Origin of the sequence: Salinisphaera sp. SWV1, assembly GCF_052044155.1 — a bacterium.
Lineage (GTDB): Bacteria > Pseudomonadota > Gammaproteobacteria > Nevskiales > Salinisphaeraceae > Salinisphaera.
In genome coordinates, this window is the sequence record NZ_JBQDYE010000002.1 from 171,822 (window position 1) to 198,616 (window position 26,795).

Sequence of the window (26,795 nt, forward strand, 5' to 3'; positions counted from 1 at the left end):
TGTGGCCGGCCGAACCCCGTCTATTCATTTTTATAAAATACAACGCACGCGCTGTAAGTGCATAGTGCAGCCGAACGCATGATCTGGCCAATGGCCTGTCGAACGCTTAGTCTGGGCGACCATCTCCATCGTCGGCCCGCCATGACCGCTGACATCGCCCGGGCACTCTGGCTGGAGCCGCCGCGCCGCGCCGGCCTGCGTACCGAAACCCTGCCCTGCGCGGGCGCCGACGACGTCGTCGTCCGAACCTGCTATTCAGCGATCAGCCGCGGCACCGAAACCCTAGTTTATGCCGGGGCGGTGCCGGAAAGCGAATACGACCGTATGCGCGCGCCGTTTCAGGCCGGCGCCCTGCCCGGTGCGGTCAAGCACGGTTATGCCAACGTCGGCGTGGTCGAGCGCGGGCCGCCGGGCTGGCTCGGCCGTCCGGTTTTCTGTTTGTATCCACACCAAACGCGGTACGTCGTGCCATGCGATGCCGTGGTGGCCGTGCCGCCGAACGTGCCGGCCGAGCGCGCGGTGCTCGCAGCCAATATGGAAACCGCCGTGAATGCGTTGTGGGACGCCGGCCCCCGGGTCGGCGACCGGATCAGCGTGGTCGGGGCCGGCGTGATCGGCAGCCTGGTAGCCGGTCTGTGCGTTGATCTGCCGGGCGTCGCGGTGGAACTGGTCGATATCGACAGCGGCCGCGCCTCGGTGGCGTCGGCGCTGGGCGCGGCATTCGCCCGGCCAGAAAACGCGACCGGCGGTCGCGATCTGGTGTTCCATGCCAGCGCGAGCGCCGCGGGGCTGAATACCGCGCTGTCCCTGGCCGGGTCCGAGGCCGAAATCGTGGAACTGAGCTGGTTCGGCACGCAGGCAACGAGTGTGGCCCTGGGCGGGGCGTTCCATTCGCGGCGGCTGACGCTGAAAGCGAGCCAGGTGGGCACGGTCTCGCCGGCGCGCGCCGCCCGCTGGAATCACCGGCGCCGGCTCGCGCTGGCACTGGCGCTGTGCGCGGATGCCCGGTTCGACGTACTGTTCGCCGACGACGCCGATTTCGACAGCCTGCCGGCGGTCATGGAACGGCTGGCCGATCCCGCCGACCGTACACTGTGCCAGCGCATCGTCTACGCCAACTGCCAGGACCCGCCATGTATCACCTGACCGTGCGCGATCACATCATGATCGCCCATAGTTTCTCCAGCCCGACGTTCGGTCCCGCCCAGGCGCTCCACGGCGCGACTTATGTCGTCGATGTCACTTTTTATCGCCAGACTCTGGACGAGGACGATCTGGTGGTCGATATCGGCGCCGCCTCGACCGCGCTGTCGGCAGCGCTGGCCGAATTCAATTTGCGTAACCTCGATGACAACCCGGCCCTGGCCGGACGCAACACCACCACCGAGTTCATGGCCGGCGAAATCTTCAATCGCCTGCAACAGGCGATCGCGGACGGCCGTCTCGGCGCGGGCGCGGCCGGACTCTGCCGCATGGGCGTGCAACTGTCCGAGTCGCACGTCGCCTGGGCCGGCTACGAGGCCGAGCTGTGAAACCGACCCGCATGCTGGTCGCCGGCGACCCGACGCAGTACACCGGCGGCTATATCTACGATGCCCGCATCTCGCGCGCGGCCGGCCGCGCCGGCCATGCCATTGAAGTCGTCGGGCTCGCCGGCCGTTTTCCCGAGGCCGACGACGCCGCGGCGGCGGCATTGACCGCGGCGCTCGCCGCGCGGCCCGATGGCGAACTGGTGATCGTCGACGGGCTCGTGTTCGGCGCGCTGCCGGAGCTCATTGCGCGCGAATCGGAACGGCTTCGACTGGTGGCGCTGATCCATCACCCACTGGCCGACGAATCCGGCATCGACGGCGCGTTGGCCGACCGCCTGTTCGCGAACGAGCGCCGCGCGCTCGCCAACGCCGCGCACGTGATCGTCACCAGCGAATTCACCGCCCGGCGCCTGGCCAGCGCCTACGGCGTCGCCCGCGCCGACCTCGATATCGTGGCACCCGGGCTGGACAAGCCGGCCGGTATCACGCTGCGAAAGCGCGGGGGGACACCACGCCTGCTTTGCGTGGCCAGCCTGATCCCGCGCAAGGGCCACGCCGTCCTGGTGGAGGCACTGGCACAAGTCGCCGATCTGGCATGGCGTTGCGACTTCATCGGCGACACCGAACGCGACCCGGCGTGCGTGGCCGATATCCGCGACGCCATCGATCGTCACCAGCTGGCCGGGCGCATTCATCTCAACGGCAGCCGCCCGCCGGAGGCGCTCTCGGCTGCCTACAACGACGCCACCCTGTTCATACTGCCGTCCTACTACGAGGGCTACGGCATGGTCGTGACCGAGGCGCTGGCCCACGGCCTGCCCGTCATCACCACCACCGGCGGCGCGCTCGCCGACACCCTGCCGGACGACGCCGGGCTGGCGGTGCCGCCGGGCGATTCGGAGGCGCTCGCCGACGGTCTGCGCCGGTTGTTGTCCGATCCCGACGCCTACGCCGCTCTGGCGGCGGGGGCGCTGCGGGCCGCCACCACCCTGCCCGACTGGGACGATGCCGGCGCGCGCCTTGCCGCGATCCTCGAACGCGTCGCCCGCGCATGAGCCGCGCGTCGCCCGCTGCGGGCTCGCACTTCGCCGACGACTGGCTGACGCTTCGGGAAGCCGTCGATCATCGCAGCCGGGCCCACGGACTCACGCTTTTGGCCGCCGCGCATCTGCGCCGCACGGCCGCCGGGCGCCGCGCGCGGGTGGTGGATCTCGGCGCCGGACGTGGATCGAACCTGCGCTATCTGGCCCCGCGCCTGCACCAACCGGTCGCGTGGCGCCTGCTGGATCAGGATGCCGAACTGCTCGCCGCAGCCGAACGCGCCATGCCCCCCGATGCCGGAGACCATTGCCAGCTGTCTGCCGAGATCGTCGATCTGGCCGCCCCACTGACCCCGGTGCTGCGCGACGCCGATCTGGTCACCGCCTCCGCGCTGATCGATCTCGTCTCGCGCGGCTGGATCGACACGCTGGCCGAGGCCTGCGCCCGCGACGGCGCAGCGGTACTGATCACGCTCAGCGTCGACGGCCGGATCCAGTTCTCCGATGCCGACGCGGACGATGCCGTCGTGCGCCGGGCCCTCGCCCGTGATCAGGCGCGCGACAAGGGCTTCGGTCCCGCTCTCGGCGCGGCCGCCCCGGCGGTGTTGATCAATGCCCTGGCGCGATGCGGTTATGCCGTGGCCACGCAGCCGAGCGACTGGCAGCTCGGCCGCGACGACGCCGCGCTAACACGCGCCCTGATCGCGGGCTGGCAATCGGCCGCAACCCGGCAGCAACCGGATCAGGCCGAGCGCATGGCCGCTTGGGCGGCGCGGCGGGTCGAGGCTGTCGAGCGCGGCCGGGCGCGGCTGTGCATCGGCCATATCGATGTACTCGGCCTGCCCAATCCGCGCCGGCGCTGATTTAGCCCGACGCCCGCAAATCCAGATCGTAGAGCCGGTCCTCGCCCAACGCATACGAGCGACACCGCGGCCGCCGGGCCTCGTGCAGCGTTTCGATTTCGGCCAGCGCGAGCCCGGGCCGGCCGGAGCCGATCAGAAGCGGTGCGACGACTGTATGCAGCCGGTCGACGCATCCGGCATCGATGAACCGCGAAATGGTCACACCGCCGCCTTCGATCAGCACCCGATGCAGTCCGCGCGCGGCCAGAGCGTCGAGCAAGGCCCGTGGCAGGCCGGCGCCATCAGTGCCGGCCACTGGCAACGGCAAGGCGCCGGGCGCCGCAGGCTGGCCCGGGGCGACCACGTGCCAGGTGGGCGGCCCGCCATCGCTGAACACGCGCCGGTCGGCCGGCACCCGCGCGCGCGGGTCGAGCACCACGCGCACCGGGTCATCGCCGGCGACGTGGCGCACGGTGAGCCGGGGATCGTCGGCGTCGACCGTCCCGGCGCCGACGATCACGACGTCCGCCAGCGCCCGCAGACGATGCAGATGGACACGACTGGGCTCGCCGGTGACGTAATGGGAATGGCCGCTCACGGTGGCGATGCGCCCGTCCAGGCTCTGGCCGAGCTGCGCCACCACATGATCGCGGCGACAGAACGCCAGCGGCAGCAAGGTATCGAACAAAAAGGCCGCGTCCGCCTCGACGGGGGCATCGGCCGCCCACCGGCCCCCGGGCTCGATCGTCAACGCCCGGTCGACCCGCCAGATGTCGTCGGCCAGTCGCCGCCGCGCATCGCGAATCACGCGCCAAGCGTAAGTGTTGTCGATAAATGGCATCATACGCAGCCTTTAAACGATTCCGGTCGGCCCTATCGTCCGCGGATTCACGTTAGCAAGCCACGGTTGCATGACTGCCCAGCACTTGGAATCGATACAGGAACGCTTCATGCAACATGTCGAGCGTGCGATCTTCGATCTTCGGCGCGGCCTGCCGGTCGTCGTCGATACGCCGCAAACCCGCTATCTGGTCGCATCCATCGAAGGCACCAGCGCGGCGCTGCTGGACGAAATGCGTGCCGGCGCGCGCGACGCGCCCCAGCTCGTGCTGACCGAGCATCGCCTGGCCCACCTCGGCCGCCCACCCGCCGGCGCGCCCGCCGCGATCGCATTGCAAGCCACGGACAGCCGCGACGCGCTGATCCAGTGGGCGGCCGACCCGGGGGCCCGCTGGCCCGACACTCGCCCGGCCCTGCCCATATCCGATGCGGGTCATGCCGCCCTGGCGCTGATGCGCCGCGGTCTGCTGATCCCCGCGGCGGTCGTGGTCGAGCCGGATGACTATCTGGGCCCGCTCATCGCACGTCGCCTCGATCGCGGCGATCTGCTTTCGGTCGCCGCGGCGGATGTATTCGCGCACCGCCAGGCCGCCCCGTCGCTGCTGCGCCGCGTGAGCGAAGCGGATGTGCCGCTGGAAGCCGCGCCCAACTCGCGCTTCGTCGTCTTCCGCGAGGCCGACGGCATGCGCGAGCACGTGGCCATCATCATCGGCGACGCCGCGCGCTGGCCCGCGCCGGTGCCGGTCCGTCTGCACTCGGCCTGCCTCACCGGCGATCTTTTCGGCAGCCTGCGCTGCGACTGTGGCCCTCAGCTCAAGGCCAGTCTGGCCGCCATCCACGAGCGCGGTGGCGGCGTGTTGCTCTATCTGGCCCAGGAAGGCCGCGGCATCGGACTGGCCAACAAGATGCGGGCCTACCAGATGCAGGACGACGGCCTGGACACGGTCGACGCCGATCGCGTACTCGGTTTCGACAAGGACGAGCGCGACTATGCCGTGGCCCGCGAGATACTGGCCCAGCTCGATGTCGCGCATATCGATCTGCTCACCAACAATCCGGCCAAGATCGAAGCGATGAATCGCGAGCCGATCGAGGTGGCCGGGCGCAGCGGCATCTACGGTCGGCTGACCCGGCAAAACCATCGCTATCTGACCACCAAGGCCGAACGGGCGGGCCACTGGCTGGACGCCCTGCTCCAGGAACCGGTACTCACCGACACGCCGGACCCGGATCGCAACGAACAGGACTGAGGATCACGACCGGACCGGGCCGCCGAGCGCGTCGAGATCGAAGGTCGCCGTTTCGGCCACGATCTCGGCCAGGCGCGCGCCGAAGGCCTCGACCAGGCGCGCCCCCGTCGCGGCGTCGGCCGCCGCCGCATTCCCGGTCACGCCGGCCGGATTCAGATCCGCCGCCATCCAGGCGAAACCGGCGTCGCCCTCCGGGCCGAGCGTGGCGCCGGTCCGCGCGCGCCGCGCCCCGAGCGAGGGGTGATCGGCCAGCGCCTCGCGGCGTACCGTGCCGGGCGCCAGATGCAGCATCATCGACGTTTCCAGCGCCCCGCCGTGCAGACCATGCGCCAGTTCCTCGGCGGCCAGCGCGCCCGATGGCGGGGCGAAGCGGAAATAATTGGCCTTGACCACGAGCAGCCCGTAATCCGCCCGCAGTTGCAGCGCCGCGAGATCGAGCACGGCCTTGTTGCCGCCATGGCTGTTGAACAACACCAGGCGCCGCATCCCGGCGCGCGCCACGCTGGCGCCCACGGCCCGGATCTGGGCGATGGCCTGTTCCGCGGACAGGCTCAGCGTGCCGGCAAAGCCGGCGTGTTCCAGGCTCGCGCCCACGCTCAGCGTAGGCAGGATCAACAGATCGAGCGGCGCGGCATTGCATTCCAGCCGCGCAATGGCGGCATCGACAAGCCCCTCGCCAATCGTGACGTCGGTCGCCAGCGGCAAATGGGGGCCGTGCTGCTCGATCGCGGCCACCGGCAGCAGCGCCACCGGGTCCTGTGTGGCGATCGCCGCCAGTTCCGGCCCGGTCAGGGCGGACCATGATTGGATTCGCCTCATGCATCATCACGGTTGCGGCATACCCGGGCATGATGCGCCAGCGCGCCCAAGGCGCGCAACGCGCGGTGCGGCACGGCCACACGGGTAGAATAACGGGCATTCCCGATGCCCGGGCGCGCCGGGCCATCCACGATTGCTGCCGCGAGCCGCGCTCGACATGTGCCGCGCGGCCCGAACGGTTACCACCACACAAGGCTTTGTTCGACTTTCGATGACGATCGTAATCACCACGCTGATCCTGTTGCTCACCGTCGCCACCTCCGGCGTGCTGATCGGCCTCCTGCCGTTCCGGTTGCCGCGTCCCCTGGTCCAGATCGCGCTCGGCGCCGCCCTCGCGGTGCCCCCCTTCGGGCTCCACGTAAGGCTCGATCCCGAACTGTTCTTCCTGCTTTTCATCCCGCCGTTGCTGTTCGCCGACGCCTGGCGCATGCCGCGCCGCGAATTCCGGCGCCTGCTTGGGCCGATCACCGCGCTCGCGCTCGGCCTGGTGATGGTGACCGTGCTCTGCGTCGGTTTCTTCGTGCACTGGCTGATTCCGCAAATACCGCTGGCGGCGGGATTCGCCCTGGGCGCGGTGCTTTCGCCCACCGATGCCGTGGCCGTATCCGCCATCACCGGCAACGCCCATATTCCGTCGCGGCTGTTGCATATCCTGCAGGGCGAGGCGTTGATGAACGACGCCTCCGGCCTGGTGGCGTTGCGTTTCGGTATTGCGGCCACCCTCACCGGCGCGTTTTCGCTGCCGAAGGCCGCGCTCAGTTTTGTCATCATCGCCGCCGGCGGCCTGGCGGTCGGCTGGGCGTTGGCCTGGCTGTTCGCGCAGGTCCGGCATTTTCTGACCCAGTGGCGCGGCGACGACCCATCCAGCCACGTCGCGCTGCTGTTGTTACTTCCTTTCGGCGCCTATCTCATGGGCGAGCATCTCGGCGTGTCCGGCATCCTGTCGGCGGTGGCCGCCGGCATGACGCTCAACAGCATCGATACCCTCAAGGGCGAGTTGACCACGCGCATGCAGAACCGCGGCATGTGGGCGATGCTCGAGTTCGTATTCAACGGCGTGATCTTCGTACTGCTCGGCCAGCAGATCCCCGTGATCGTGGCGCATGCGGGCGAAGCCAAGGCGTCGATCGGCGTCGACTGGTGGCATCTCGCCGCGTACCCGTTCGCCCTGCTCGCGCTGCTGATGGTCTCGCGCTACCTGTGGGTCTGGATCATGCTCAAGCTGGTCGTGATGCGGGCACGCCGGCGCGGCGAGAATGTCGCCCGCGTATCGTCCCGGATCATCGCCACCACCACTCTGGCCGGGGTGCGCGGGGCGATCACGCTCGCCGCCGTGCTGTCGTTGCCGCTGACCGAAGGCGACGGCACGCCGTTTCCCGGGCGCGGCGTGTTCGTGTTCATTGCCGCGGGGGTCATCCTGTTGTCGCTGGCCCTCGCCACCGTGACACTGCCGCCGTTGCTGCGGCGCATTCAACTGCCCGCGGACGATCCACGCGCCACCGAGGAACGCGACGCGCGCGCCGAGTCGGCCCGGGCCGCCATCCAGGCGCTCGACTACATGCGCGAGGAGCACAAGGCACAGGCCGAGGATGCCGATGAGGCCTCACTGTACGCCGAAGTCGCGGCCCGCGTGATGGCGGCGTATCGGCCCTGGCTGGACCCGGATTCGGACGCCGAGGACAAGCGACGCGCGCGCCGCGGCTTCGGCATGGAGCGCACGCTGCGTCTGGCCGCGCTCAACGCCGAGCGCGACGAGCTCTATCGTTTGCGCCGGAAGGGCGAAATCAATGACGTCACCATGCGTCGCATCATGGCCGACATCGATCTCACTGAAGCCTCGCTGCGCAGCGGACGGCGCGCCGGCAAGCGCTGACCGGCGTCGCTCCGGGTACACGATCGATTCGCCTGATCGTGGAACCGAAGGCGCCGGTCGATCGTTGGTGGCCGTGCGGTCCCGATTCAGGGATCGCTCACTCAATTGCAACCGAAAGGACAAGAGCAATGAACAAATCGCTGTTCACCACGACCGCCACCGTGATCGCGCTCGGTCTGGCCGCAACCACGGCGCCGGTATTCGCCCAGGGCACGAACACGTCGGGCAACTCGGGCATGCAGTCCAGCTATTCGCAATCGAATGCCGGTTCCACGCATGTCTCGCAGGCCCAGGTGCAAAAATTCGCCAAGGCGCAGAAGGATATGCAGTCGCTGGTGCGCAACTCGCAGCAGAAGATCAAGAACGCCGACAACAAAAAGCAGGCCAAGCAATATCGCCAGCACATGAACAAGCAGATCGTGCAGACGATCAAGAAGGACGGGCTGTCGGTGCAGCAGTACAACAAGATCGCCCAGGCGACGCGTAACAATCACAAACTGCAGCAGCGCATCCAGAAGGCGATGCAGGGCTGATTCGCCGCCTGGATCGATGCTTCGGGCCCGTTGCGGGGCTCGAGGCCCGGTTCGGCGCACACCGGCGCGCAGCCAGGACAATCGTGCCAGCCGCAGGCACGCTGGCTGGCGCGCCACTGCATCGATCGCGCCCGGGCCCGTCGGACGGATAGATATGTCGCCGGTGGCCATATAGGCTGTTCGCCTCAATCAAGCCGACACATGGCATGGCCTTTCATTTCTACGAACCCGCCAAGGGGCACGGTCTGCCCCACGATCCGTTCAAATCCATCATCGCGCCGCGGCCGATTGGCTGGGTGTCGAGCGTGGACGCCCAGGGGCAGCGCAACCTCGCCCCGTACAGCTTCTTCAACGCCATCAGTGCCGACCCGCCGATGCTCGCCTTCTCCAGCTACGGCTACAAGGACAGCGTGCGCAACATCGAGGCGACCGGCGAATTCGTCTGGAACCTGGCCAGCCGGAATCTGGCCGCCGCCATGAATCAGAGTTCGGCGAGCGTCGCCGCCGAGATCGACGAGTTCGAACTGGCCGGGCTCACGCCCGTGGCCGGGCAAGTCGTGGCCGCGCCGCGCGTCGCCGAAGCCCGCGTGGCCTTCGAATGCCGCTTGAGCCAGGTGGTTCGCCTGCGAACCGCGGCCGGCGGGCAAACCAACAACTGGCTAACCATCGGCGAGGTGGTGGGCGTGCACATCGACGAGCGACTGTTGGTCGATGGCGTTTTCGACACGGTCGCCGCCGCCCCGATCATGCGCGCCGGTGGACCGGCCGATTATTTCGGTATCGACAGCGACGATCGGTTCCAGATGAAACGGCCTGGATAGGGTCACGGGGCGGTACGCGCGCCGTGCCGCCCCTCGTCCGGATTCATGCGACTGTGACAAGCCGCAAACACCACATGATTTGAAGGCTCACCCATGCTTCGACGTTCCTTCGCGCCGGCCCTGGCCGGCGCCATCGCCCTGACCGCGCTCGCCGGCTGCGCCCCCGACACCCTGCCGCCGCCGGAAGGCTCCGCCGCCTCGGCCACGCCGACCACCGGCGGACCGGTCGGCGGCACACCGGCGCGGCACGCCACGCAGACTACCCATCACGCCGCGCAAAACAGCGCGATCGACTACGATTGCAACAACGGCACCACCATCAGCGCGCGCTACCCCGACACCGACCACGCGGTCGTGCGCTACCAGGGGCATAAACTGCCGATGCACATCGCCATTTCCGCCGACGGCGCACGTTATGTCGGCAAACACTACGAATGGTGGACCCGCGGCACCGGCCGGGGCGCCGAGGCGACGCTGTTCGCCCACACCGATAACGGCGCCACCGGACACGAAATCACGGCCTGCCAGCAGCAATAACCCCGCCCGGCCTTGCGCGCTTGAACCGGCGCGCCGGCGGCCGGACAATGCGATCCTGCATTCAGGCGCCTGACGGCGTACGAACGGAATATTTCATGGCCGACACCGAATCCATTCTCAACGCCGATTCGATGGCGTTTCTCGAGCGCTATCTGAACAACGCATCGCCGACGGGCTACGAGTCCGCCGGGCAGAAACTCTGGATGGCGTATCTCGCCCCCTATGTCGATGACTTCATCACCGACGCGTACGGCACCGCGGTCGGCGTGATCAATCCGGATGCCGATTACAAGGTCGTGATCGAGGGCCATGCCGACGAAATCGGCTGGTACGTCAATCACATCACCGACAAGGGGTTGATCTACGTGCTGCGCAACGGCGGCTCGGATCATCAGATCGCGACGTCCAAGCACGTGCATATCCACACCGACCAGGGCCCGGTCGAGGGCGTGTTCGGCTGGCCGGCGATCCATACCCGCAACCCCAGCAACGAAAAGGCGCCGACCAAGGAAAATATCTTCGTCGACGTCGGCGCCTCGTCCAAGGACGAGGTCGAGGCCATGGGTATCCATCCCGGCTGCGTGCTGACCTATCCGGACGAGTTCAGCGTGCTCAACGGGGACAAGTTCGTCTGCCGCGCCATCGACAACCGTATCGGCGGCTTCATGATCGCCGAGGTCGCCCGTCTGCTGCACGAGTCCGGGCACAAACTGGACTTCGGGCTCTACGTGGTCAACGCGGTGCAGGAAGAAGTCGGCCTCAAGGGCGCGAGCATGATCGCCGAGCGCATCAAGCCCGATGTGGCCATCGTCACCGACGTGACCCACGACACCTCCACGCCGATGATCGAGCAGACCACCCACGGCTCGCTCAAGATCGGCGACGGCCCGGTGATCGCTTATGCGCCGGCCGTGCAGAACAAGCTGCGCGAGCATCTGATCGCGACAGCCGAGCGCGAGAATATCCCGTTCCAGCGCCAGGCGCGCGCGCCGGGGACCGGCACCGATACCGATGCCTTCGCCTACAGCAACCAGGGCGTACCGTCGGCGCTGATCGCACTGGCCCTGCGTTACATGCACACGACCGTCGAGATGGTGCACCGTACGGATGTCGAGAACGTCATCCGCCTGATGTACGAAGGCGTACGCGGCATCCGTAGTGGCGACACCTTCAGCTACTTCGACTAGGGCCGACATGGGCCGGCCATACGGCCGGCTCTATTCGCCCTCCCCGACGGGCCGGCGCAACCGGATTCGCGACGAACCCTTTACAACGTCATGATTGGATCGATCGCCGCACTGCTGATTCTGCAATTGATCGGCACCCTCGTGATCCGCCTCACCGGCATTCCCCTGCCCGGCCCGGTGGTCGGCATGTTGCTTCTGTTCGCCTATCTGTTGTGGCGTGGCACCACGCCGGCGCCATTCGAGCGCACGGCGCAGGGTCTGCTGCAGAACCTCGCGCTGCTGTTCGTGCCGGCCGGGGTCGGCATCATCGCGCATCTGCATGCGGTGGCCGAACAGTGGGTGGCACTGTCGATCACGATCGTGGCGAGCGCGGCCATTACGCTGGTGGTGACCGCCGTCACCCTGCACTGGCTACTCAAATGGCGACCACGCAACGAGGAGCCGTAGGCCATGTCGTTCACGCGTATCTGGGTCTATCTGGCCGAACAGCCGCTGCTGTGGCTGACCCTCACCGTGGGCGTGTTCTGGCTCGCCAAGCAGTTGTATTTCAAGGCCCGCCAGTTTCCCCTGCTCAACCCCGTACTGGTATCGGTCAGCGCCATCGTGTTGCTGCTGTCCGCCACCGGCACGCCCTACGATGAATACTTTCAGGGCGCACAGTTCGTGAATTTCCTGCTCGGCCCGGCGACGGTCGCACTCGCCGTGCCCCTGGCGGCGCAGATCGATACCCTCAAGCGCGCCGTGCTGCCGATTTCGATCGCACTTTTTGTCGGCGCGCTGACCGGCATTCTGTCGACGCTTGTCATCGGCTGGTCGCTGGGTCTGAACGGCCAGATGCTGCTGTCGCTGCTGCCGCGCTCGATCACCACACCGATCGCGATGGGCGTATCGGACCAGATCGGCGGCAGCCCGCAACTGACCGCCGTGTTCGTGATTGTCACCGGCATTCTGGGGGCTGCCTTCGGCCTGCCGCTGTTGGCCGCGCTCGGCCTGCGTGACCCGGTCGCCGGCGGCTTTGCCCTGGGCGTGTCGTCACACGGCATCGGCACCGCCCGGGCCTTCGAGTACGACCAGCAGGCCGGCGCGTTCTCGGGCCTGGCCATGGGGCTGAACGGCGCGCTGACCGCGCTGCTGGTGCCGCTGATCGTCTGGTTGTTCGGTCTCGGCTGACGAACACCCCGACAGTGCTTGTGTCGCCCGTCGGCCGTCCCTATGTTGAAGGCAATCATCAATCGAGCGAACCGATGTCCGTAGACGATTTCGAGAGCTGGATGTGGTCCGAGGCGATGCGCCGCCAGGAACGCGCCGATCGCATTCAGCGTCAGTTCTTTCGCCGCGTCGAAACGCACCCCCGCCGACAGTGGGAGCCGCCGGTCGATATATTCGAAACGCCCGACGCGGTCTATGTGATCGTCGCCTTGCCGGGCGTGTCCGATCGCAGCCTGACCGATCTCGAAATCGCTGGCGATACGCTTTATGTGGCTGGAAACCGCAGCGTGCCCACGCCGGCCGGCGACGGCCTGCTGCATCGCCTGGAGATTCCGCACGGCCACTTCGAACGTCGCGTCGTCCTGCCCTGGCCCCGGCTGGTCATCACGGGCCGGGAGTTGACCGACGGATGTCTGTACCTGACGCTCGCCAAACGCTGAAATCATGAGCGAAACCGACAATCACGACAGCCCCGACACCGTCGAGGGGCCGAGCACCACGCTGGTCTACAACCGGAACACGCCGCAGCGCCCGGACACGCTGACCATCCTGCCCATGAGCGAAACCGTGCTCTTTCCGGAGCTGGTCATGCCGGTCGTGCTCGATCGCAAAGCCGCGATCGACGCCGCCCAGCGGGCCATGCGTGCCGATCAACCGGTGGGCCTGCTGCTGGGCGACGCCGACGGCGACGCCAACAACTTGCCGGACAGCCTGCACAAGGTCGGCACCGCAGCGAACATTCTGCGCTATGTCACCGGCAACGATGGCCAGCACCATCTGGTCTGCCAGGGCATCGCCCGTTTCCGCGTGCGCGAGTTCGTCCAGGACGACAATGGCGGGCTCGCGGCGAAGGTCAAATGGATCGACGAGCCCGCCCCCGAAGGCGACAAGCATGTCGATGCGCGGATGACCACCCTGCGCAACCGTGCGCTGGAAGCGATCCAGCTCATGGAGCGCCCGTCGCAGGAGCTGGCCAACGCCATCCAGTCGATCGAGTCCGCCTCGCTGCTTGCCGATGCCACCGCCGGCTATCTCGGCCTCAAGCCGCAGGAAAAGCAGCGGATCCTCGAGACGATCGAGCTGGAGCCGCGGCTTGAGCTGGTGCAGTCGTTCATGGACTACCGGCTGGAAGTCATGCGGCTGTCGAACGAGATCAACCAGCAGACCCAGCAACGGATGTCCGAGCATCAGCGCAAGGCGATGCTGCGCGAGCAGATGCGCTCGATCCAGCGCGAGCTGGGCGAGGACGAATCGGTCGCCGAAGAGGCGGAACGCCTGCGCGAAGCGCTGGACAAGGCCCACCTGCCGGAAGACGCCGCCGAACAGACCGAGCGCGAATTGAAGCGCCTGGAGCGGATGAACGAATCGTCCGCCGAGTATTCCATGGTGCGGACCTATCTCGAGCTGATGGCCGAGCTGCCCTGGGACAAACTGTCCGAGGACGCCATCGACATCGCCGAATCGCGCCGGATTCTGGATGAGGATCACTACGGGCTCGACAAGATCAAGCGCCGTATCCTCGAGCACCTTGCGGTGCACAAGCTCAACCCCAACGGCAAGGCGCCGATCCTGTGTTTCGTCGGGCCGCCCGGTGTGGGCAAGACCTCGCTCGGCCGCTCGATCGCCCGCGCCATGAACCGCGAGTTCGTACGCGCCGCGCTCGGCGGGGTACACGACGAATCCGAGATCCGCGGCCATCGTCGGACCTATGTCGGCGCCATGCCCGGCTCGATCATCAGCCAGATCCGCCGCGCCGGCACGCGCAACCCGGTGTTCATGCTTGACGAGATGGACAAACTGGGCGCCTCGGCGCACGGCGACCCCGCGTCCGCGCTGCTGGAAGTGCTCGATCCGTCGCAGAACGATTCCTTCAACGACCACTATCTCGGCACGCCGTTCGACCTGTCGAAAGTCATGTTCATCGCCACCGCCAACGTGATGGACACCATCCCGGGGCCGCTGCGCGATCGCATGGAAGTGATCGAGGTGCCCGGCTACACGCGCGACGAAAAGAAACAGATCGCCAAGCGCTATCTAATCGACCGCCAGCTCGAGCAGGCCGGCGTGACGCGCGCCCAGTGCGACATTTCCGACGACGCGCTCGACGCCCTGATCGCCGGATATACGCGCGAGGCGGGCCTGCGCAATCTGGAACGCGAGATTGGCGCCATCGCGCGTTATGCCGCGGTGCAGGTCGCCGAGGGCCAATCCGGCCCCGGACAGATCGGCCCGGACGATCTGCACGACATCATCGGCGCGCGCCGGGTGGACGACGAGGTCGCCCTGCGCACCGGGGTCGCCGGGGTGGCGACCGGACTGGCCTGGACCCCGGCCGGCGGCGACATCCTGTTCGTGGAAGCATCGCGCGCGCCCGGTAACGGCAAGCTCACGATCACCGGCCAGCTCGGCGACGTCATGCGCGAATCGGCCCAGGCCGCGCTGTCACTGGTCAAGGCCCGGGCCGATGACCTCGGCATCGACCAGGCGCGCCTCGACAATTCGGATATTCATATCCACGTGCCGGCCGGCGCGATCAAGAAGGACGGCCCGAGCGCGGGCGTCGCACTCTACACCGCGCTGGTCTCCCTGCTGACCGAACGCAACGTGCGGGCCGATGTCGCCATGACCGGCGAGATCAGTCTGCGTGGCCAGGTGCTGCCGATCGGCGGCGTGAAGGAAAAGACACTCGCCGCCCACCAGGCCGGCATCAAGACCGTCATGCTGCCCGCCCGCAACCGCCGCGACGAAGACGACATCCCGGACAACGTCCGCGAAGCGCTGGAGATCCGCTACATCTCGAACGTGGAGGAAGCCATCGAAATCGCGCTGGAAGCCGAGCCCGCGCCGGCGTGATCGCGCCGGCGGCCCGGTGTGGCGCGTTCCGCACGGCGGATCGGCGCCAACTCCGGCACCGTTACATTCGGCGACCGGGTCGCTTTCCGGAGCGCCGCCAGCTTATTAATCCGGCAAAAGATAGATGATTTTTCGGGTTGATAGCGCGAGCATGCGACCGCATGCTCGCCGCGGCAATTGGCCGCTAAGCCTTGGAAATAAAAGACGGACAGACGCCGGCTTTTATTTTTGAAGGCGTTGAAAACAGCGGATCAAGTCAGCTGTTTTGATGCCGGATTGATAAGGTTCGCCGGGCACAGCGTCTGGGCCGATCCTGAAATCATCAGGCGACAACTACCCTGACAGTGAGGGCGGACGACATCTTCGCGATTCCCGAAGCCACAGACCTTGACTCCATGAATTCAATTCAATTCAGGAACCCAGCGTCACGAATCACAAGGATTTCGGCGAATAACCGGACGAGTCGCGCAGTTTTGCGGTCGCTGCCGCGCTCGGGGCCAACTCGCACAGTAGATTAAAAGTTCTTTCAGCGGCCCGTTCGGGATCGAACGCACTGAGGTCGGGCTTGGCATCATGACTCATGCCGGCCGGCTTTTCTATAAGGCGGGATAAAATGGTGGCATTCAACTGCCCGTCATACAGCCTCAACCATTCGGAACCAACCTCCTGCTCCAATTCCGGAAGCGCACCCGCTCGCGGCACAATAATCGGGCGATCGAACGAGAGTGACAAGAGCGCCGTTCCGGAATTGAATATATCGCGATACGGCGCAATCATGATGTCCGCAGCATTCAAATACACCTGCAGATCGGCCTCGTCGACGAAGCCAAGCTGAAGCGTAATTCGAGAATCGATTGAGGCCAACGCTTCAATTTCCGATTGAAGATGATTCTCGCGTGGGCGTCCCGCAATGATCAGTCGGGCGTTCGCGGCTTCGATTTCGGTAAACACCTTGATCAGCCGCGGCACGTTCTTGTAACGCCGGATCTGGCCGATAAACAGAATTACGAAGGTGTCCTGCTCGATCGCCAACCGTTTCCGGGCATCCTTCCGAGTGATGCCGTTTTCGTAGCTGTCACGGTAATGCGGATGCGGAATGACGGCAGACCGCTTGTTTTCTATTTCTGGAAATTTTTCAATCGCTTGACGCCGTCCCGCTTCACTGAGGTGTATGCAGGCATCGACCCGGGGAAGGAATAGCTTCCAAAACAGCGATTCGAGCCGCGGATGCCTCTTTTCATGAGGGCCCAGGTTATGGACGGTCCACACGATCCTTACATCCCGTTTGCGCGCGCTACGCAGACTTTTCTCGAAACGCATCAATCGATACAGCACCTTCAACGGGTTACGAAACTTGAGCAATTCTTCATGCCAATGGATATGCCAGATATCCGGTGCCGGGTCCGCTCGCAGTCGGCGTGCACTGAATTGCTCTACGCTCGCACCATAACGCACAAGCCGAGTATACAGATCGAACGTATATGGGTTGACTTTGCGAGACTTGAAAGCCGGTGAGGCCAGTATACGGAGCGGGCGCACTTTGGCGGACTTGGGTTCAGTAGGCATTAATCACTTCTCGATCTGTAAAAGTCGACAATATGTGAAAAGAGAAAAAGCCGCATCGCATTCTACCGGTCCGGCGCGTACGCCTGCCCTTTCTCACGATGCTGCGCAGCGGCCGGCGTCATCAATACGGAATCGACGGTTCGGTTGGCGACTATCTGCGATCCGACTCCCCCGGGACCTTCCGCGGTCGTTCACAATCGTTCGCGTCAGCAGCGGACCGCAGTTCAGTGCGGTTATAGCGACTCGTTACTGACCTTTTGCCGTACCGAACACGGGCATTCTATCGCGTATCGACCTGCGAACCCTTGATGAATAACGTTTGCTCTGTTTCATGGTTATTAATCCGGCATTAAAACAGCTGACTTCATCAACTGTTTTCAACGCCTTCAAAAATAAAAGCTGGCGCCTGTCCGTCTTTTATTTTTGAAGGCTTCGCGGCCGATGGCCGCGGCGAGCATGCGGTCGCATACGCGCGCTATCAACCCGAAAAATCATCTATTTTTGCGCCGGGTTAGTATCTTGTAGCGGGAGTTGGGGCCTCCGGTATTCCCGGGACCGTTGACATCGCCATCCAGGGCGCAGCCTTCGCGACTGAACGGTCGCGCTTTTAACCCGGCCCGATACGCCGCCAGTTTCAATCCCGCCCACGCACATTTCGATCGGTCGTGCTCCGCTCGAACGACGCCTGCGCCCCCACCAGCAGTGGTGGTTGGGGGGGTACAGCGTTCATATCGCGACTCACCGAGCGGTGCGAGCATCAGCGCTGTCTCAGCTTTCGGTGGTGATCAGCTCACGGACCCGATCGGCGACTGCGAACACATGGCGGTCATCGGCACCGTGTTCACGCAGCCTATCGGCGAGGTTCAGGGCGTAGTCGCGGTTGGGCCCGCTGGGGCCGCTCGAATTCGCGATCTGGCGCGCGATGGCATCGATCGATGCCTCGCCCAGCCAGGCCGCGTTGTCGGGCGTGGCGATGTAAACGAGGCCACGCTCGACCCGGCCATCGTCGAAGGTCATCGGCTGGGCGAAACGCAGGTAGCCGTTCTTCTCGCGATGATCGAGATAGTCGAAATGCGCGGGGGTGATGCGATACGCCATGCCGAAGCAGGTTTCGCCCGGCGCCTCGACCAGCGTGACCACGCGTCCCGGTGAGTCCGGGGTACCGCGGTGGTCGTGCGAGCCCTGCCAGAATCGCCGGGCCCAGCCCTCGATGGTGGCCGGCCGGCGTTCGCGGTAATCCAAGCCGGCCTTGTAGATCAGCGAGCCATAGCCGAACAGCCATAGTTCGTCTTGGTCGGCGAATGTGCCCGCCTGACGGTTCGCTTCGATCGTGTCGTGCGACATGGCGGCTACCGTCTAGGCAGCAACTTCCGCCGACTCACCCGCCACGCCGAAATGCGTATACAGCCGGTCCAGAATGCCGCGCAAGGCCTCGCCCTGCAGCGCGATGCGGGCGGTCAGTTCGGCGACGGCATCATCGGCGTCGAGCGAGTCGAGATCGTCCTGGATCAGATCCAGCGCGCGAATACGCTTGAGATCGAGTTGATCGTCCAGATCGAACTCGATGGCATCGTCGACCGCCACATTGAGCCTGGTGGCCTGCATGCCGCCGGCCAGATGGGCCCGTATCTCTTCAGCCTGCAGATCCATGGCGTTAACGCGCACGCTGGATTTTACTTCATCGGTGGATTCCAGCACGCAACGGTCGCCGCACTCGAAGCCGTCGGGAAGCGCGTTTTCGTCGGCCACCCAGCGCGAGAGTTCCTCAGCCGGGTTCATGCGCGGCTCGGGGCGCGTCACCGGCAGCGTACCCAGCGCTTCGCGCAGCGCCGTGATCACCGTCTCGGCACGGGTTTCGGAGCTGGCATCGACCCAGACACGACTGGCGCGCAGATCGATGACGCAGGTCGTGCGCTTGGAGCGCGTGAAGGCGCGCGGCAGCAATTCGAAATGCGCCTGATCGCGGATATCGGCTTTCTCGCGCCGGCCAACGCTGCGGCCCTCCTTGGCCTGAATACGCTCGATGCGCTCTTCAACCTCTTCGGTCAGCACCGGGCCGGGCAATACGCGGCTGATTTCCTGGTAGACGCAGATAGCCAGGCCATCCACCACATGCGTCATGGCGTGTTCGCCCTTGATCGGCGGCACGAAACCGCCGACCGATACGGTCTGCTCGCCGCACTCGGGGCACAGCGCCTCGCCCAGCGCGTTCTCGAGGTCGGCCGCGCTCCAGGGGAAAGTGTCGGTACCCAGAAAAACGCACAGATTACGTAGCCACATAGAATGTTGCCCTCGGGAAAATCATGACGACGCGGCGCGCCGGCAGCGCGCATGCGCCCGAAATCGAGGCGCACAATACGCGGGCACGGCGCCGGCCTCAAGCGCCGCTCGTCGGGCCGCCGAGCGCACGTTGAAACAGTTCGAGCCGCGGGCGCCGGCGCGCGCTAAAAGCACCTCGTGACGCGCGCGATGCCTGACGCGCCGATTAATAAAAAAAGCCGGCTGTGGCAATATCGCGCTGCATCACGCCCGGCCGCGCTCCGGGAATTCGAATCGGTTTTGCCGGGTTTCTGCCATGTCTCGACGCCCTTCGCCTCGCCGCCTGCTGTCGCTGTTTATTGCCTTCGGTCTCGTGGCCGCGCTCGCCGGTTGCGGTCAGTCGGATTCCGACTCGGCTCAAGCCTCGAACAACAGCACCTCCGGTACACGACCGGTCAAGGTGAAGGCGCAGATCGGCTACATGCCGATCCTGCCGGACGCCCAGCTGTTCGTGAATCTGGAAAACGGCGGTATCGCCAGGGCCGGCATCGATCCGGACCTGGTGTCGTTCCAGAATGGCCCGGCCATGGTGCAGGCGTTGGCCTCGGGCCAGCTCGATATCGCTTATTTCGGCATCGGCCCGACCATGGTGGCGCGCTCCAAGGGCGCGAACATTCGCGTGGTGTCCTCGAACATCATCCAGCAGATCAGCGTCGTCGCGCTCGGCAATCTCGCCCCCTATTTCGAAAACGGCAATCCGGCCACGGCGTTTGCGCGCTTTCGCAAGGACACCGGGCACAAGGCCAAGATCTCGACCTTCCCTGTCGGCTCGGTACCGCAGACCGTGTTCGCCTACTGGCTGAAGAACAAACTGCACGCCGATGCTTCGGATGTCGACGTCATCTATCAGGGCGCCTCGCAGGTGCAGCAGTCGCTGTTGACCGGCGCGGTCGACGGCGCGGCCATTCTCGAGCCGGTCGTCTCCATCGTGGAGAAACGCGAGCCCAAGGCGCGCGTGGTCGCCAGCGGCGCCGAGATGTTCGACAACCAGCCCGGGGCAGTGGTCGCGGTACGCAAGTCGTTCATCAAGGCGCATCCGAAAGTCGTCGCCCGTCTGGTGGCTGCGCATATCGAGGCCACCCAAGCACTGCAAGCCGGCAAGGCCTCGGCGATCGACGCGGTCGCCAGGCATGTGGGCGGCGGCCGGTTGCCGCGCGATATCGTGGCCACCGCGGTGGATCACTCGAAATCCAACTTCGTGGCCAATCCGCATCGCATCATCGACTCCACCAAGCGCATGTATCAGTTCCAGCGCGACGAGGGCACGCTCAAGGCCAAGCTGGATATCGACGCGCTGTTCGATACGTCGTTTTATGACCAGGCAACCGGCAACAACGGCGCCTCGGGCAACGACACCAGCGGCAGCTGATCTTGACGGAGTCGGCAGAAGCACGGCGGCGTCGGGCCGAGAAACGGGCCGGCGCCCGCCGCATCGGCCTCGGCCTGCTCGGGGTCGCGCTCTTCATCGGTATCTGGAAGGCCGCGTATGTCTTCAACTGGGCGCCGCGCGGCACCCTGCCCGATCCGTTCGAGATTCCCGCGGCACTGGTACGCGAATGGCGTAGCGGCCATCTTCTGCCGGCCATCGGCTCCAGCCTGATTCATTACGTCTGGGGCCTGGGCGCGGGTACCGCCGCCGGCTTCCTGGTCGGTCTACTCGCGGCGAGCTCGCGCGCGTTCGACGATCTGCATTTCATGCTCGCGCGCGTGCTGCGCCCGATTCCGCCGCTGGCATGGGTCGTGTTCGCCATCGCCTGGTTTCATGTCAGCCATGCCGGTGCGGCGTTCGTAATTTCGATCGGCGTGTTCTGGGTGAACTATTTCGCCACCGCCGCGGGCGTGGCCAACGTCGACCCGCGCTACTACGAACTGGCGCGGGCGTTCGGCCACGGCGGGTTCGTTTCTCGCGTGCTGACCATCACCCTGCCCGGCGCCGCGCCCGGCATTCTGTCCGGCATGCGGACCGGCGTCGGTCAGGCCTGGATGACGCTGATCGCGGCCGAACTGCTCGGCGTGCCCGGCATGGGCCAGCAGATGAATTCGGCCGCCGGCGTGGGCGCCTATGACGCGGTGGTCGTCTACATGCTGGCGATCTCGTTGATTTATTCGATTTCCGACGGCTTGTTCGCGCTGGTCGAGAAACAGCTGTTGCGGTGGCGGCCATGAACGACGCGCCTCTGCTGACGGTCGAACGGCTGGCGTATCACTACCCGGGCAGCGATGATCCGGTATTCGCCGGTCTGGACTTCTCGGTCGCGGACGGCGAATTCGTGGCCATCGTCGGCGGCTCGGGCGTCGGCAAATCGACCCTGTTGCGCAACATCGCCGGGCTGATCCCGCCCAGCAGCGGCAATATCGAGCTGTCGCCCGCCCTTAACCGCGGCAGCCGCGACCGGGGCTTCGTATTTCAGGACACACGCTTGCTGCCCTGGCGGCGGATCGATGCGAACATCGAATACGGACTGGCCGGCTTGAAGCTGTCGCGCAGCGAACGCCGCGCACGCGTGGATGAAGTGCTCCAGCTCACGGCCATGAGCGCCTATCGCGATCGCTGGCCGCATTCGATTTCCGGCGGTCAGGCCCAGCGTATCGGGCTGGCCCGCGCGCTCGCCGTGCATCCGCGCCTGCTGCTGATGGACGAGCCTTTCTCGGCGGTCGACGCGCTCACACGGCGCCGCCTGCAGGACGAACTGATCGCGATCTGGCGGCGCCTGGGCATGGCAGTGCTTTTCGTAACCCACGATATCGACGAAGCGCTGTATCTGGCCGATCGTATTCAGGTCATGCGCGGCAGTCCGGCGGCTATCGTGCGCGACGAGCGTATTGATCTGCCCCGGCCGCGCGAGCGCGGCGACCACACCTTCGTCGCCCTCAACCACAAGATTGCCGATTCGCTCTGAATCCGGGATTGCACCATGACCGACACCGAACACCAGCCGTTGCGGCTGCTCATTCACGCCGCCGATGAAGCCTCCCTGGCCCGCGCCCGCAACAATGCCCGCAACCTGCTCTCGGCCGAACCGACCGCGGCGGTGGAGATCGTGGTCAACGGCCCAGCGGTGGCTGCCGCCCTGGCCGTGCCGGACAACACCGATACCCTGTTGCGGCTCTGCGCGAACACCCTGGCCCGTCAGGACCTGGAGGCACCCGCCGAGATCGCCCGCGTAAAAGCCGCGGTGCTCTATATCGCCCAGCGTCAGCGCGACGGCTGGGCGTACATGCGCGCCTGAGCTTCAAGCTCGGAGAAATGTGCCGGGGGTACGCTCGGCAACTGCTCGAGACCGGGGCGGGCGAAATAATAGCCCTGCTGCAGCGCAATGCCGTGCCGGTAAAGCCAGGCCGCCTCGCCGGCGGTTTCCACGCCCTCGGCGATCAAGCGGATATCTAGCTTGGCGGCCATGGCGATCATGCCTTCGACCAGGGCCTGGCGCCGCGGGGTGTGGGGGATCTCGCGCACCAGCTCGCGATCGAGCTTGATGATCTCGGGGCGCAGATCGATCAACAGATCGAGATTGGCGTAGCCGCCGCCAAAATCGTCGAGCGCTGTGGTGAAGCCCATGGCATTGTAGGCCTCGACGATGTTCTGCAGGTGAAGCCGATCGCGTACCGCTTCGGTTTCGATGATCTCGAACATCAAGCGCGATACCGGCCAACCCAGTCGTTCGGCCGTCGCCAGGGTCGCCTGGATGCAGGCCTCGGGTGCGTACACCGCGTTTGGCAGAAAATTGATTGACAGCATCCGATCACAACCGAGCGCATGCGCGATCTCGATCGCCCGTACACGACAGGCCTGATCGAAGGTGTACATATTACCCGCGTCGACCCGGTCCAGAATGGAGGCGGCCGACTCCCCGCCCGGCCCGCGCACCAGGGCTTCGTAGGCAAAGACATCACCGGCCGCAACGTCCACGATCGGCTGGAATGCCATGGTGAAATCGAAATCGAGCGCGCCGCCACAGCGCGTGCAGTGCGGCGCGTCATCGCCGTCGCAGTTCGTCATTTAAGCCTCTTCTACCATGCGGTGCTTGTCATGTTCACCGCCAAGTCAGCCCCGAGTCCAGAGTATGTTCACACCGATCGGGCCCATGTTGCACGCCCACATCCCGTCGGGCCCGCCGCGAGCCGTGCAAGCAACCCTGCCGGAAGCCGCGGCGGGGGCAACCCGGAGCATATCCCGGGGCGCGATCAATTGTGCCCAAGGTCAACTTGAGTCGGCGATGGCAGCCTGCTCTCATGGCGGCATGTCATGATGCCCGTTCGACGGACCATCCGCCCCGCCAATCCGGGCGCGCGTGTTGAATCGACTGCCGGGCCCTGCACCGACGGCTGACGGAGATGCCATGCCGACCGCGCCGACCACTGCCAATGACCGCGCCCGAGGCGCCATCACGGCATGACACTGCGCAATATCGATGCGTTGTTTTCCGGCACCCGGGCGTCGGTACTCGGCCAGCCGACAACGCCGGCCCAGAAACAGCTTCTGGCCAATCTCGAAGCGAGCGCCGCGGGCGATCCGGTGCAGGTGGCGGCGACACGCCCCCATCGCTCGCGTCTGCCGGCGTCGCCCGGCCCGTGCGCGGTGGTTATGGATCCCCGCTGGGGCCGCCCCGACATCATCGCCGCCCTGGCCGAGGCCGGTTGCCGAGCGGTGGTATGGGCAGCGCCCGATCGCATCGGAGACGATGTGCTGCGCGCCGCGCGTCCCACCAACATGCGGCTTCTGGGCGGCCGCACGGCCGGCGTGTTCGATACCCGCAAAGGCCTGAACATGACCACCCTGGCCTCGCTTCCCCGCCCGGGCAAGGTCGCCTTGATTGGCCAGTCGCAATCGCTGGCCGCGGCCGCCGTCGACTGGGCCCTCGGACGCAACATCGGGTTTTCGTGGCTCGCCTGCACCGGTGCGGAAGCCGACATCGACGCGGCCGACCTGCTCGACCACGCCGCACTCGACCCACGCACCCGAGCGGTCGTGCTCCAGATCGGCGACATCGCGGAGCCACGCAAGTTCATGTCGGCCGCGCGCGCGGCCGCCCGGGTCAAACCCGTACTGGTGCTCCAGACACGCGCCGATCGCCCCGGCACGCCGCCCGGTCCGGACCCGGCCCGCTCGGCGGCGTTCGCCCGTGCCGGTCTGGTGGAGTGTGAAAACCTCGGCGGCCTATTCGACGGCCTGGCAGCGCTGGAACTGTTGCCCGGCGTGCGCCAGGATCGGGTGATGGTGCTGGGCAACGGCGCTGGCGTGTGTGCACTCGGCACCGATGCCCTGCGCCGGGCGGCGCTTACGCCGGTGGAAGCCAGCGCCGAAACCGTCGGCGCACTGGCCGATGCGGCACCGCGTGCCCACAACACCGGCGCGGGCATCGATCTGGCAAGCTCCGACAGCACCGAAACGGTCGCGGCGCTGCGCCTCGCGCTCGCCGACCGCGGGGTCGACGCCGCGCTACTGGTACACAGCCCCGTCGCCGGGCATCCCCACGCGCCCATGGTCGAGGCGATCGCCGCCGCCGAGCTCGACGCGCGCCTCATGACCGTCTGGCTCGGCCTGCACACCGCCCTGCCGGCACGGGCGGCGAGCGCCCGGGCGCGACTGGCCACCTTCGCCTCGGCCGACGAGGCGGCCCGTGCCATCCGTTACCGCCGCCGCTATCACCAAACGCGCGAACTGCTCACGGCCACGCCGCCGCCCGACCCGACGGTCACCGCCGACGCCGAGGCCATCCGCCATCGCCTGCATGTGCTCGCCGACGATGGCGTGGAATGGCTCTCGCCCGAGGACACCCAGGAAACGCTCGCCGCCTATGGCATCGTCGGCGCACCGAGCGGTCGTGCCGGTGCCGACCCGTCGATCCGTGTGCGCATCGAAGTGCTCGACCACCCCGAGCTCGGCATGGTCATGCGTGTCACCGACGAGGCGTTGGGCGTGGCGCCCGCCTATGGCTTCGCCCCGCTGGATGCGTTGCTCGCGCGCCGCATGCTCGAAGGCGCCAGCGCCGGGCGCCTGTCGGCAACACTGGAAGCGGTCGAGGCGCTGGCCCAGGCGCTGGTGCGCCTGTCAAAGCTGGTGGTCGACATCGCCGAGATCACACGGCTGGACCTGCATCTCGCGATCGGCCCGCACGGCCGCCTGCACACGCCCACCGATACGCTGATCGAGATCACCGCCGCGCCGCGCGCCGCGCGTCACCGGCTCGCGATGTCGCCCTACCCGGCGCGCATGCGCCACCGCGTGACCCTGCGCGATCAACGCACCTACATCGTGCGTGCAATCCATCCGTCCGACGAACCACTGGTGCTCGACCTGCTCGACAGCCTGAGTCCGGAAGAGATCCGGCTGCGTTTTTTCAGCACCATCCGCCATTTCTCGCATGACATGGCGGCCCGCATGACGCAGATCGACTACGATCGCGAAGTTTCGCTGGTCATCAGCCCGACGAATACGCCCGCAGAGCTGACCGGCATGGGCACGATCATTGCCGATCCCGACGGCCGCGAGGCCGAATTCGCCGTACTCGTACATCACGCCCATACCGGCATCGGCCTTGGTCGGCACCTGCTCGACTGCCTGTTGCGCCAGGCCCACGCCCGCGGCATCAAAACCGTCTACGGCGAGATCCTCGCCGACAACCGCCCCATGCTGGAACTGGCGCGCAGCCTCGGCTTTGCCATCCGCCGCTCGCTCGACGACGCCACCTGCGTACGGGCCGAGATCGACGTCGCCCGCTATCGCAACGCCGACCGGGCACCGCCCGCGCAAACCGACGAGGCGCCATGAATACGCCCGTCCCCGCACGCGAAGTACACGCCTTCTGGTTCGACACCCTGGAACCGCGCGACTGGTTCACGGCGAGCCCCAGTCTGGACCGGCGGATTGCGGCCGAATTCGGCGCCCTGATTCCGGCTGCACGAGCCGAAACATTGGCCTACTGGCGGGCTTCACCGACCGGCCGGCTCGCCGAGATCCTCGTGCTCGACCAGTTCTCGCGGAACGTCTTTCGCGGCCATGCCGAGGCATTCGCGGGCGACGCACTGGCACTGGCGCTGGCGAAACAGGCGGTCGAGGCCGGTGCACCGCGCGATCTCGCCGCGGACGAACGCGCCTTCCTCTACATGCCGTTCATGCACAGTGAGTCGCTGGCCGAACACGACCGCGCGCTCGATCTGTTCTCGGAACCGGGGTTGGCGCACTACCTGGAACACGAACACAGACATCGCGCCGTACTGGAACGCTTTGGTCGCTACCCACAAAGAAACGCCGCCCTCGGCCGTGCGAACACGGACGAGGAAGCGGCGTTTTTGTCCGAGCCGGGCTCGGGGTTCTAGCGTCTGCCTCTACCTAGTGTCGTGGCTCGCAAGTAACCTTACACTGCGCGCGACCGTCACCGCGTCTGGCGGCGTTGCGAAACCCGGCCGTATGATCCGATACGACTGGGTGCCGCGCCTTGCCAGCCACGCCGACGCCTCACACTCGTTTGATAAGAAACTTACGAGACAGGGACACTAGGAGTCTGTCGGACTGAGCCCCGGCGGCGTGACCTGTTTGTCGCGTGCCGGACGTTGCGTCCCGTTTTTTTCGC

General features: G+C 66.2%; 26 protein-coding genes. 20 read left to right on the forward strand and 6 right to left on the reverse strand.

From position 1 onward, the window contains the following. Window positions 1-141 precede the first annotated feature (141 nt). Genes ACS8YF_RS01960 through ACS8YF_RS01975 form a run of 4 tightly spaced genes read left to right on the forward strand, consistent with a single transcriptional unit; the run spans window position 142 to window position 3,435 of the window. A complete protein-coding gene (locus tag ACS8YF_RS01960; RefSeq protein WP_440848538.1) occupies window positions 142-1,146 on the forward strand; it encodes a zinc-dependent alcohol dehydrogenase in 1,005 nt (334 codons plus the stop codon). Beyond that, window positions 1,134-1,532: a 6-pyruvoyl trahydropterin synthase family protein gene (locus ACS8YF_RS01965; RefSeq protein ID WP_440848539.1), complete on the forward strand. Its 399-nt coding sequence runs from the start codon at window positions 1,134-1,136 to the stop codon at window positions 1,530-1,532. Before ACS8YF_RS01960 ends, ACS8YF_RS01965 begins: the two co-directional genes overlap by 13 nt. Further along, window positions 1,529-2,587, forward strand: coding sequence for a glycosyltransferase family 4 protein (locus ACS8YF_RS01970; RefSeq protein ID WP_440848540.1), 1,059 nt, complete (start codon window positions 1,529-1,531; stop codon window positions 2,585-2,587). The genes ACS8YF_RS01965 and ACS8YF_RS01970 overlap by 4 nt, the downstream gene beginning before the upstream one ends. Continuing rightward, a complete protein-coding gene (locus tag ACS8YF_RS01975; protein WP_440848541.1) occupies window positions 2,584-3,435 on the forward strand; it encodes a class I SAM-dependent methyltransferase in 852 nt (283 codons plus the stop codon). The genes ACS8YF_RS01970 and ACS8YF_RS01975 overlap by 4 nt, the downstream gene beginning before the upstream one ends. 1 nt (window position 3,436) lies before the next feature. On the opposite strand, the gene ACS8YF_RS01980 is transcribed toward ACS8YF_RS01975, so the two are convergent. After that, entirely contained in the window at window positions 3,437-4,255 is an 819-nt protein-coding gene (locus ACS8YF_RS01980; RefSeq protein ID WP_440848542.1) for a RibD family protein, read from the reverse strand. Between the two features lie 109 nt (window positions 4,256-4,364). Here ACS8YF_RS01980 and ACS8YF_RS01985 point away from each other — a divergent pair, with 109 nt between their 5' ends. Further along, window positions 4,365-5,504: a GTP cyclohydrolase II gene (locus ACS8YF_RS01985; protein ID WP_440848543.1), complete on the forward strand. Its 1,140-nt coding sequence runs from the start codon at window positions 4,365-4,367 to the stop codon at window positions 5,502-5,504. Window positions 5,505-5,507: 3 nt separating this feature from the next. Here ACS8YF_RS01985 and ACS8YF_RS01990 read toward each other — a convergent pair whose 3' ends face one another. Then, window positions 5,508-6,323: a creatininase family protein gene (locus tag ACS8YF_RS01990; RefSeq protein WP_440848544.1), complete on the reverse strand. Its 816-nt coding sequence runs from the start codon at window positions 6,321-6,323 to the stop codon at window positions 5,508-5,510. Between the two features lie 211 nt (window positions 6,324-6,534). On the opposite strand from ACS8YF_RS01990, the gene ACS8YF_RS01995 reads away from it, so the two are divergent. The 9 genes from ACS8YF_RS01995 (at window position 6,535) to lon (ending at window position 15,336) form a co-directional block, all read left to right on the forward strand. After that, window positions 6,535-8,196 (forward strand): Na+/H+ antiporter, encoded by a 1,662-nt coding sequence (locus ACS8YF_RS01995; protein WP_440848545.1) that lies wholly within the window; start codon window positions 6,535-6,537, stop codon window positions 8,194-8,196. A gap of 128 nt (window positions 8,197-8,324) precedes the next feature. Next, on the forward strand, window positions 8,325-8,729 hold the full coding sequence (locus tag ACS8YF_RS02000; protein ID WP_440848546.1) for a DUF4168 domain-containing protein: 405 nt from the start codon (window positions 8,325-8,327) through the stop codon (window positions 8,727-8,729). A 206-nt stretch (window positions 8,730-8,935) separates the two neighbouring features. Next, complete coding sequence (locus ACS8YF_RS02005) at window positions 8,936-9,550, forward strand: flavin reductase family protein (protein ID WP_440848547.1); 615 nt, start codon at window positions 8,936-8,938, stop codon at window positions 9,548-9,550. A 93-nt stretch (window positions 9,551-9,643) separates the two neighbouring features. Further along, window positions 9,644-10,087, forward strand: coding sequence for an MliC family protein (locus ACS8YF_RS02010; RefSeq protein ID WP_440848548.1), 444 nt, complete (start codon window positions 9,644-9,646; stop codon window positions 10,085-10,087). A 95-nt stretch (window positions 10,088-10,182) separates the two neighbouring features. Beyond that, a complete protein-coding gene (locus tag ACS8YF_RS02015; RefSeq protein WP_440848549.1) occupies window positions 10,183-11,274 on the forward strand; it encodes a M42 family metallopeptidase in 1,092 nt (363 codons plus the stop codon). 90 nt (window positions 11,275-11,364) lie between these two features. Then, complete coding sequence (locus ACS8YF_RS02020) at window positions 11,365-11,721, forward strand: CidA/LrgA family protein (RefSeq protein ID WP_440848550.1); 357 nt, start codon at window positions 11,365-11,367, stop codon at window positions 11,719-11,721. A 3-nt stretch (window positions 11,722-11,724) separates the two neighbouring features. Next, window positions 11,725-12,444, forward strand: a complete 720-nt coding sequence (locus ACS8YF_RS02025; protein ID WP_440848551.1) for an LrgB family protein — start codon at window positions 11,725-11,727, stop codon at window positions 12,442-12,444. 74 nt (window positions 12,445-12,518) lie between these two features. Then, a complete protein-coding gene (locus tag ACS8YF_RS02030; protein WP_440848552.1) occupies window positions 12,519-12,923 on the forward strand; it encodes an Hsp20/alpha crystallin family protein in 405 nt (134 codons plus the stop codon). A gap of 4 nt (window positions 12,924-12,927) precedes the next feature. Continuing rightward, window positions 12,928-15,336 carry an endopeptidase La gene (lon, locus tag ACS8YF_RS02035; RefSeq protein ID WP_440848553.1) on the forward strand — a complete coding sequence of 803 codons (2,409 nt, stop codon included), beginning with the start codon at window positions 12,928-12,930 and terminating at the stop codon, window positions 15,334-15,336. 432 nt (window positions 15,337-15,768) lie between these two features. On the opposite strand, the gene ACS8YF_RS02040 is transcribed toward lon, so the two are convergent. The 3 genes from ACS8YF_RS02040 to ACS8YF_RS02050 all read right to left on the reverse strand — a co-directional run bounded on the left by ACS8YF_RS02040 (window position 15,769) and on the right by ACS8YF_RS02050 (window position 19,182). Then, a complete protein-coding gene (locus ACS8YF_RS02040) occupies window positions 15,769-16,902 on the reverse strand; it encodes a glycosyltransferase (protein ID WP_440848554.1) in 1,134 nt (377 codons plus the stop codon). A gap of 768 nt (window positions 16,903-17,670) precedes the next feature. After that, a complete protein-coding gene (locus tag ACS8YF_RS02045) occupies window positions 17,671-18,246 on the reverse strand; it encodes a gamma-glutamylcyclotransferase (protein ID WP_440848555.1) in 576 nt (191 codons plus the stop codon). 12 nt (window positions 18,247-18,258) lie between these two features. Beyond that, on the reverse strand, window positions 18,259-19,182 hold the full coding sequence (locus ACS8YF_RS02050; protein ID WP_440848556.1) for a recombination-associated protein RdgC: 924 nt from the start codon (window positions 19,180-19,182) through the stop codon (window positions 18,259-18,261). A gap of 295 nt (window positions 19,183-19,477) precedes the next feature. Between ACS8YF_RS02050 and ACS8YF_RS02055 the strand changes: the two genes are divergently transcribed. The 4 genes from ACS8YF_RS02055 to ACS8YF_RS02070 are packed head-to-tail and all read left to right on the forward strand — an operon-like array spanning window position 19,478 to window position 22,451. Continuing rightward, on the forward strand, window positions 19,478-20,590 hold the full coding sequence (locus ACS8YF_RS02055) for an ABC transporter substrate-binding protein (RefSeq protein ID WP_440848557.1): 1,113 nt from the start codon (window positions 19,478-19,480) through the stop codon (window positions 20,588-20,590). A 2-nt stretch (window positions 20,591-20,592) separates the two neighbouring features. Next, entirely contained in the window at window positions 20,593-21,387 is a 795-nt protein-coding gene (locus ACS8YF_RS02060; RefSeq protein ID WP_440848558.1) for an ABC transporter permease, read from the forward strand. Continuing rightward, window positions 21,384-22,121 carry an ABC transporter ATP-binding protein gene (locus ACS8YF_RS02065; protein ID WP_440848559.1) on the forward strand — a complete coding sequence of 246 codons (738 nt, stop codon included), beginning with the start codon at window positions 21,384-21,386 and terminating at the stop codon, window positions 22,119-22,121. The genes ACS8YF_RS02060 and ACS8YF_RS02065 overlap by 4 nt, the downstream gene beginning before the upstream one ends. Window positions 22,122-22,136: 15 nt before the next feature. Continuing rightward, window positions 22,137-22,451 (forward strand): DsrE family protein, encoded by a 315-nt coding sequence (locus ACS8YF_RS02070; RefSeq protein WP_440848560.1) that lies wholly within the window; start codon window positions 22,137-22,139, stop codon window positions 22,449-22,451. Here the strand turns inward: ACS8YF_RS02070 and ACS8YF_RS02075 are convergent. Then, window positions 22,418-23,221: an EAL domain-containing protein gene (locus tag ACS8YF_RS02075; RefSeq protein WP_440848561.1), complete on the reverse strand. Its 804-nt coding sequence runs from the start codon at window positions 23,219-23,221 to the stop codon at window positions 22,418-22,420. The two genes, ACS8YF_RS02070 and ACS8YF_RS02075, sit on opposite strands and share 34 nt — an antisense overlap. 393 nt (window positions 23,222-23,614) lie before the next feature. On the opposite strand from ACS8YF_RS02075, the gene ACS8YF_RS02080 reads away from it, so the two are divergent. Continuing rightward, on the forward strand, window positions 23,615-25,993 hold the full coding sequence (locus ACS8YF_RS02080; protein ID WP_440848562.1) for a GNAT family N-acetyltransferase: 2,379 nt from the start codon (window positions 23,615-23,617) through the stop codon (window positions 25,991-25,993). After that, entirely contained in the window at window positions 25,990-26,541 is a 552-nt protein-coding gene (locus tag ACS8YF_RS02085) for a DUF924 family protein (protein WP_440848563.1), read from the forward strand. The genes ACS8YF_RS02080 and ACS8YF_RS02085 overlap by 4 nt, the downstream gene beginning before the upstream one ends. The last annotated feature ends 254 nt before the right edge of the window (window positions 26,542-26,795 follow it).

What these genes read in the sequence shown, in the direction of transcription:
- ACS8YF_RS02045 (WP_440848555.1), bottom strand. Translation starts at nt 18,246, where the DNA reads ATGTCGCACGACACGATCGAAGCGAACCGTCAGGCGGGCACATTCGCC.
- ACS8YF_RS02040 (WP_440848554.1), bottom strand. Translation starts at nt 16,902, where the DNA reads ATGCCTACTGAACCCAAGTCCGCCAAAGTGCGCCCGCTCCGTATACTG.
- ACS8YF_RS02050 (WP_440848556.1), bottom strand. Translation starts at nt 19,182, where the DNA reads ATGTGGCTACGTAATCTGTGCGTTTTTCTGGGTACCGACACTTTCCCC.
- ACS8YF_RS02010 (WP_440848548.1), top strand. Translation starts at nt 9,644, where the DNA reads ATGCTTCGACGTTCCTTCGCGCCGGCCCTGGCCGGCGCCATCGCCCTG.
- ACS8YF_RS01975 (WP_440848541.1), top strand. Translation starts at nt 2,584, where the DNA reads ATGAGCCGCGCGTCGCCCGCTGCGGGCTCGCACTTCGCCGACGACTGG.
- ACS8YF_RS02000 (WP_440848546.1), top strand. Translation starts at nt 8,325, where the DNA reads ATGAACAAATCGCTGTTCACCACGACCGCCACCGTGATCGCGCTCGGT.
- ACS8YF_RS02070 (WP_440848560.1), top strand. Translation starts at nt 22,137, where the DNA reads ATGACCGACACCGAACACCAGCCGTTGCGGCTGCTCATTCACGCCGCC.
- ACS8YF_RS02005 (WP_440848547.1), top strand. Translation starts at nt 8,936, where the DNA reads ATGGCCTTTCATTTCTACGAACCCGCCAAGGGGCACGGTCTGCCCCAC.
- ACS8YF_RS01990 (WP_440848544.1), bottom strand. Translation starts at nt 6,323, where the DNA reads ATGAGGCGAATCCAATCATGGTCCGCCCTGACCGGGCCGGAACTGGCG.
- ACS8YF_RS02065 (WP_440848559.1), top strand. Translation starts at nt 21,384, where the DNA reads ATGAACGACGCGCCTCTGCTGACGGTCGAACGGCTGGCGTATCACTAC.
- ACS8YF_RS02020 (WP_440848550.1), top strand. Translation starts at nt 11,365, where the DNA reads ATGATTGGATCGATCGCCGCACTGCTGATTCTGCAATTGATCGGCACC.
- lon (WP_440848553.1), top strand. Translation starts at nt 12,928, where the DNA reads ATGAGCGAAACCGACAATCACGACAGCCCCGACACCGTCGAGGGGCCG.
- ACS8YF_RS02055 (WP_440848557.1), top strand. Translation starts at nt 19,478, where the DNA reads ATGTCTCGACGCCCTTCGCCTCGCCGCCTGCTGTCGCTGTTTATTGCC.
- ACS8YF_RS02080 (WP_440848562.1), top strand. Translation starts at nt 23,615, where the DNA reads ATGACACTGCGCAATATCGATGCGTTGTTTTCCGGCACCCGGGCGTCG.
- ACS8YF_RS02075 (WP_440848561.1), bottom strand. Translation starts at nt 23,221, where the DNA reads ATGACGAACTGCGACGGCGATGACGCGCCGCACTGCACGCGCTGTGGC.
- ACS8YF_RS02025 (WP_440848551.1), top strand. Translation starts at nt 11,725, where the DNA reads ATGTCGTTCACGCGTATCTGGGTCTATCTGGCCGAACAGCCGCTGCTG.
- ACS8YF_RS01980 (WP_440848542.1), bottom strand. Translation starts at nt 4,255, where the DNA reads ATGCCATTTATCGACAACACTTACGCTTGGCGCGTGATTCGCGATGCG.
- ACS8YF_RS01985 (WP_440848543.1), top strand. Translation starts at nt 4,365, where the DNA reads ATGCAACATGTCGAGCGTGCGATCTTCGATCTTCGGCGCGGCCTGCCG.
- ACS8YF_RS01960 (WP_440848538.1), top strand. Translation starts at nt 142, where the DNA reads ATGACCGCTGACATCGCCCGGGCACTCTGGCTGGAGCCGCCGCGCCGC.
- ACS8YF_RS02085 (WP_440848563.1), top strand. Translation starts at nt 25,990, where the DNA reads ATGAATACGCCCGTCCCCGCACGCGAAGTACACGCCTTCTGGTTCGAC.
- ACS8YF_RS01965 (WP_440848539.1), top strand. Translation starts at nt 1,134, where the DNA reads ATGTATCACCTGACCGTGCGCGATCACATCATGATCGCCCATAGTTTC.
- ACS8YF_RS02030 (WP_440848552.1), top strand. Translation starts at nt 12,519, where the DNA reads ATGTCCGTAGACGATTTCGAGAGCTGGATGTGGTCCGAGGCGATGCGC.
- ACS8YF_RS01995 (WP_440848545.1), top strand. Translation starts at nt 6,535, where the DNA reads ATGACGATCGTAATCACCACGCTGATCCTGTTGCTCACCGTCGCCACC.
- ACS8YF_RS02015 (WP_440848549.1), top strand. Translation starts at nt 10,183, where the DNA reads ATGGCCGACACCGAATCCATTCTCAACGCCGATTCGATGGCGTTTCTC.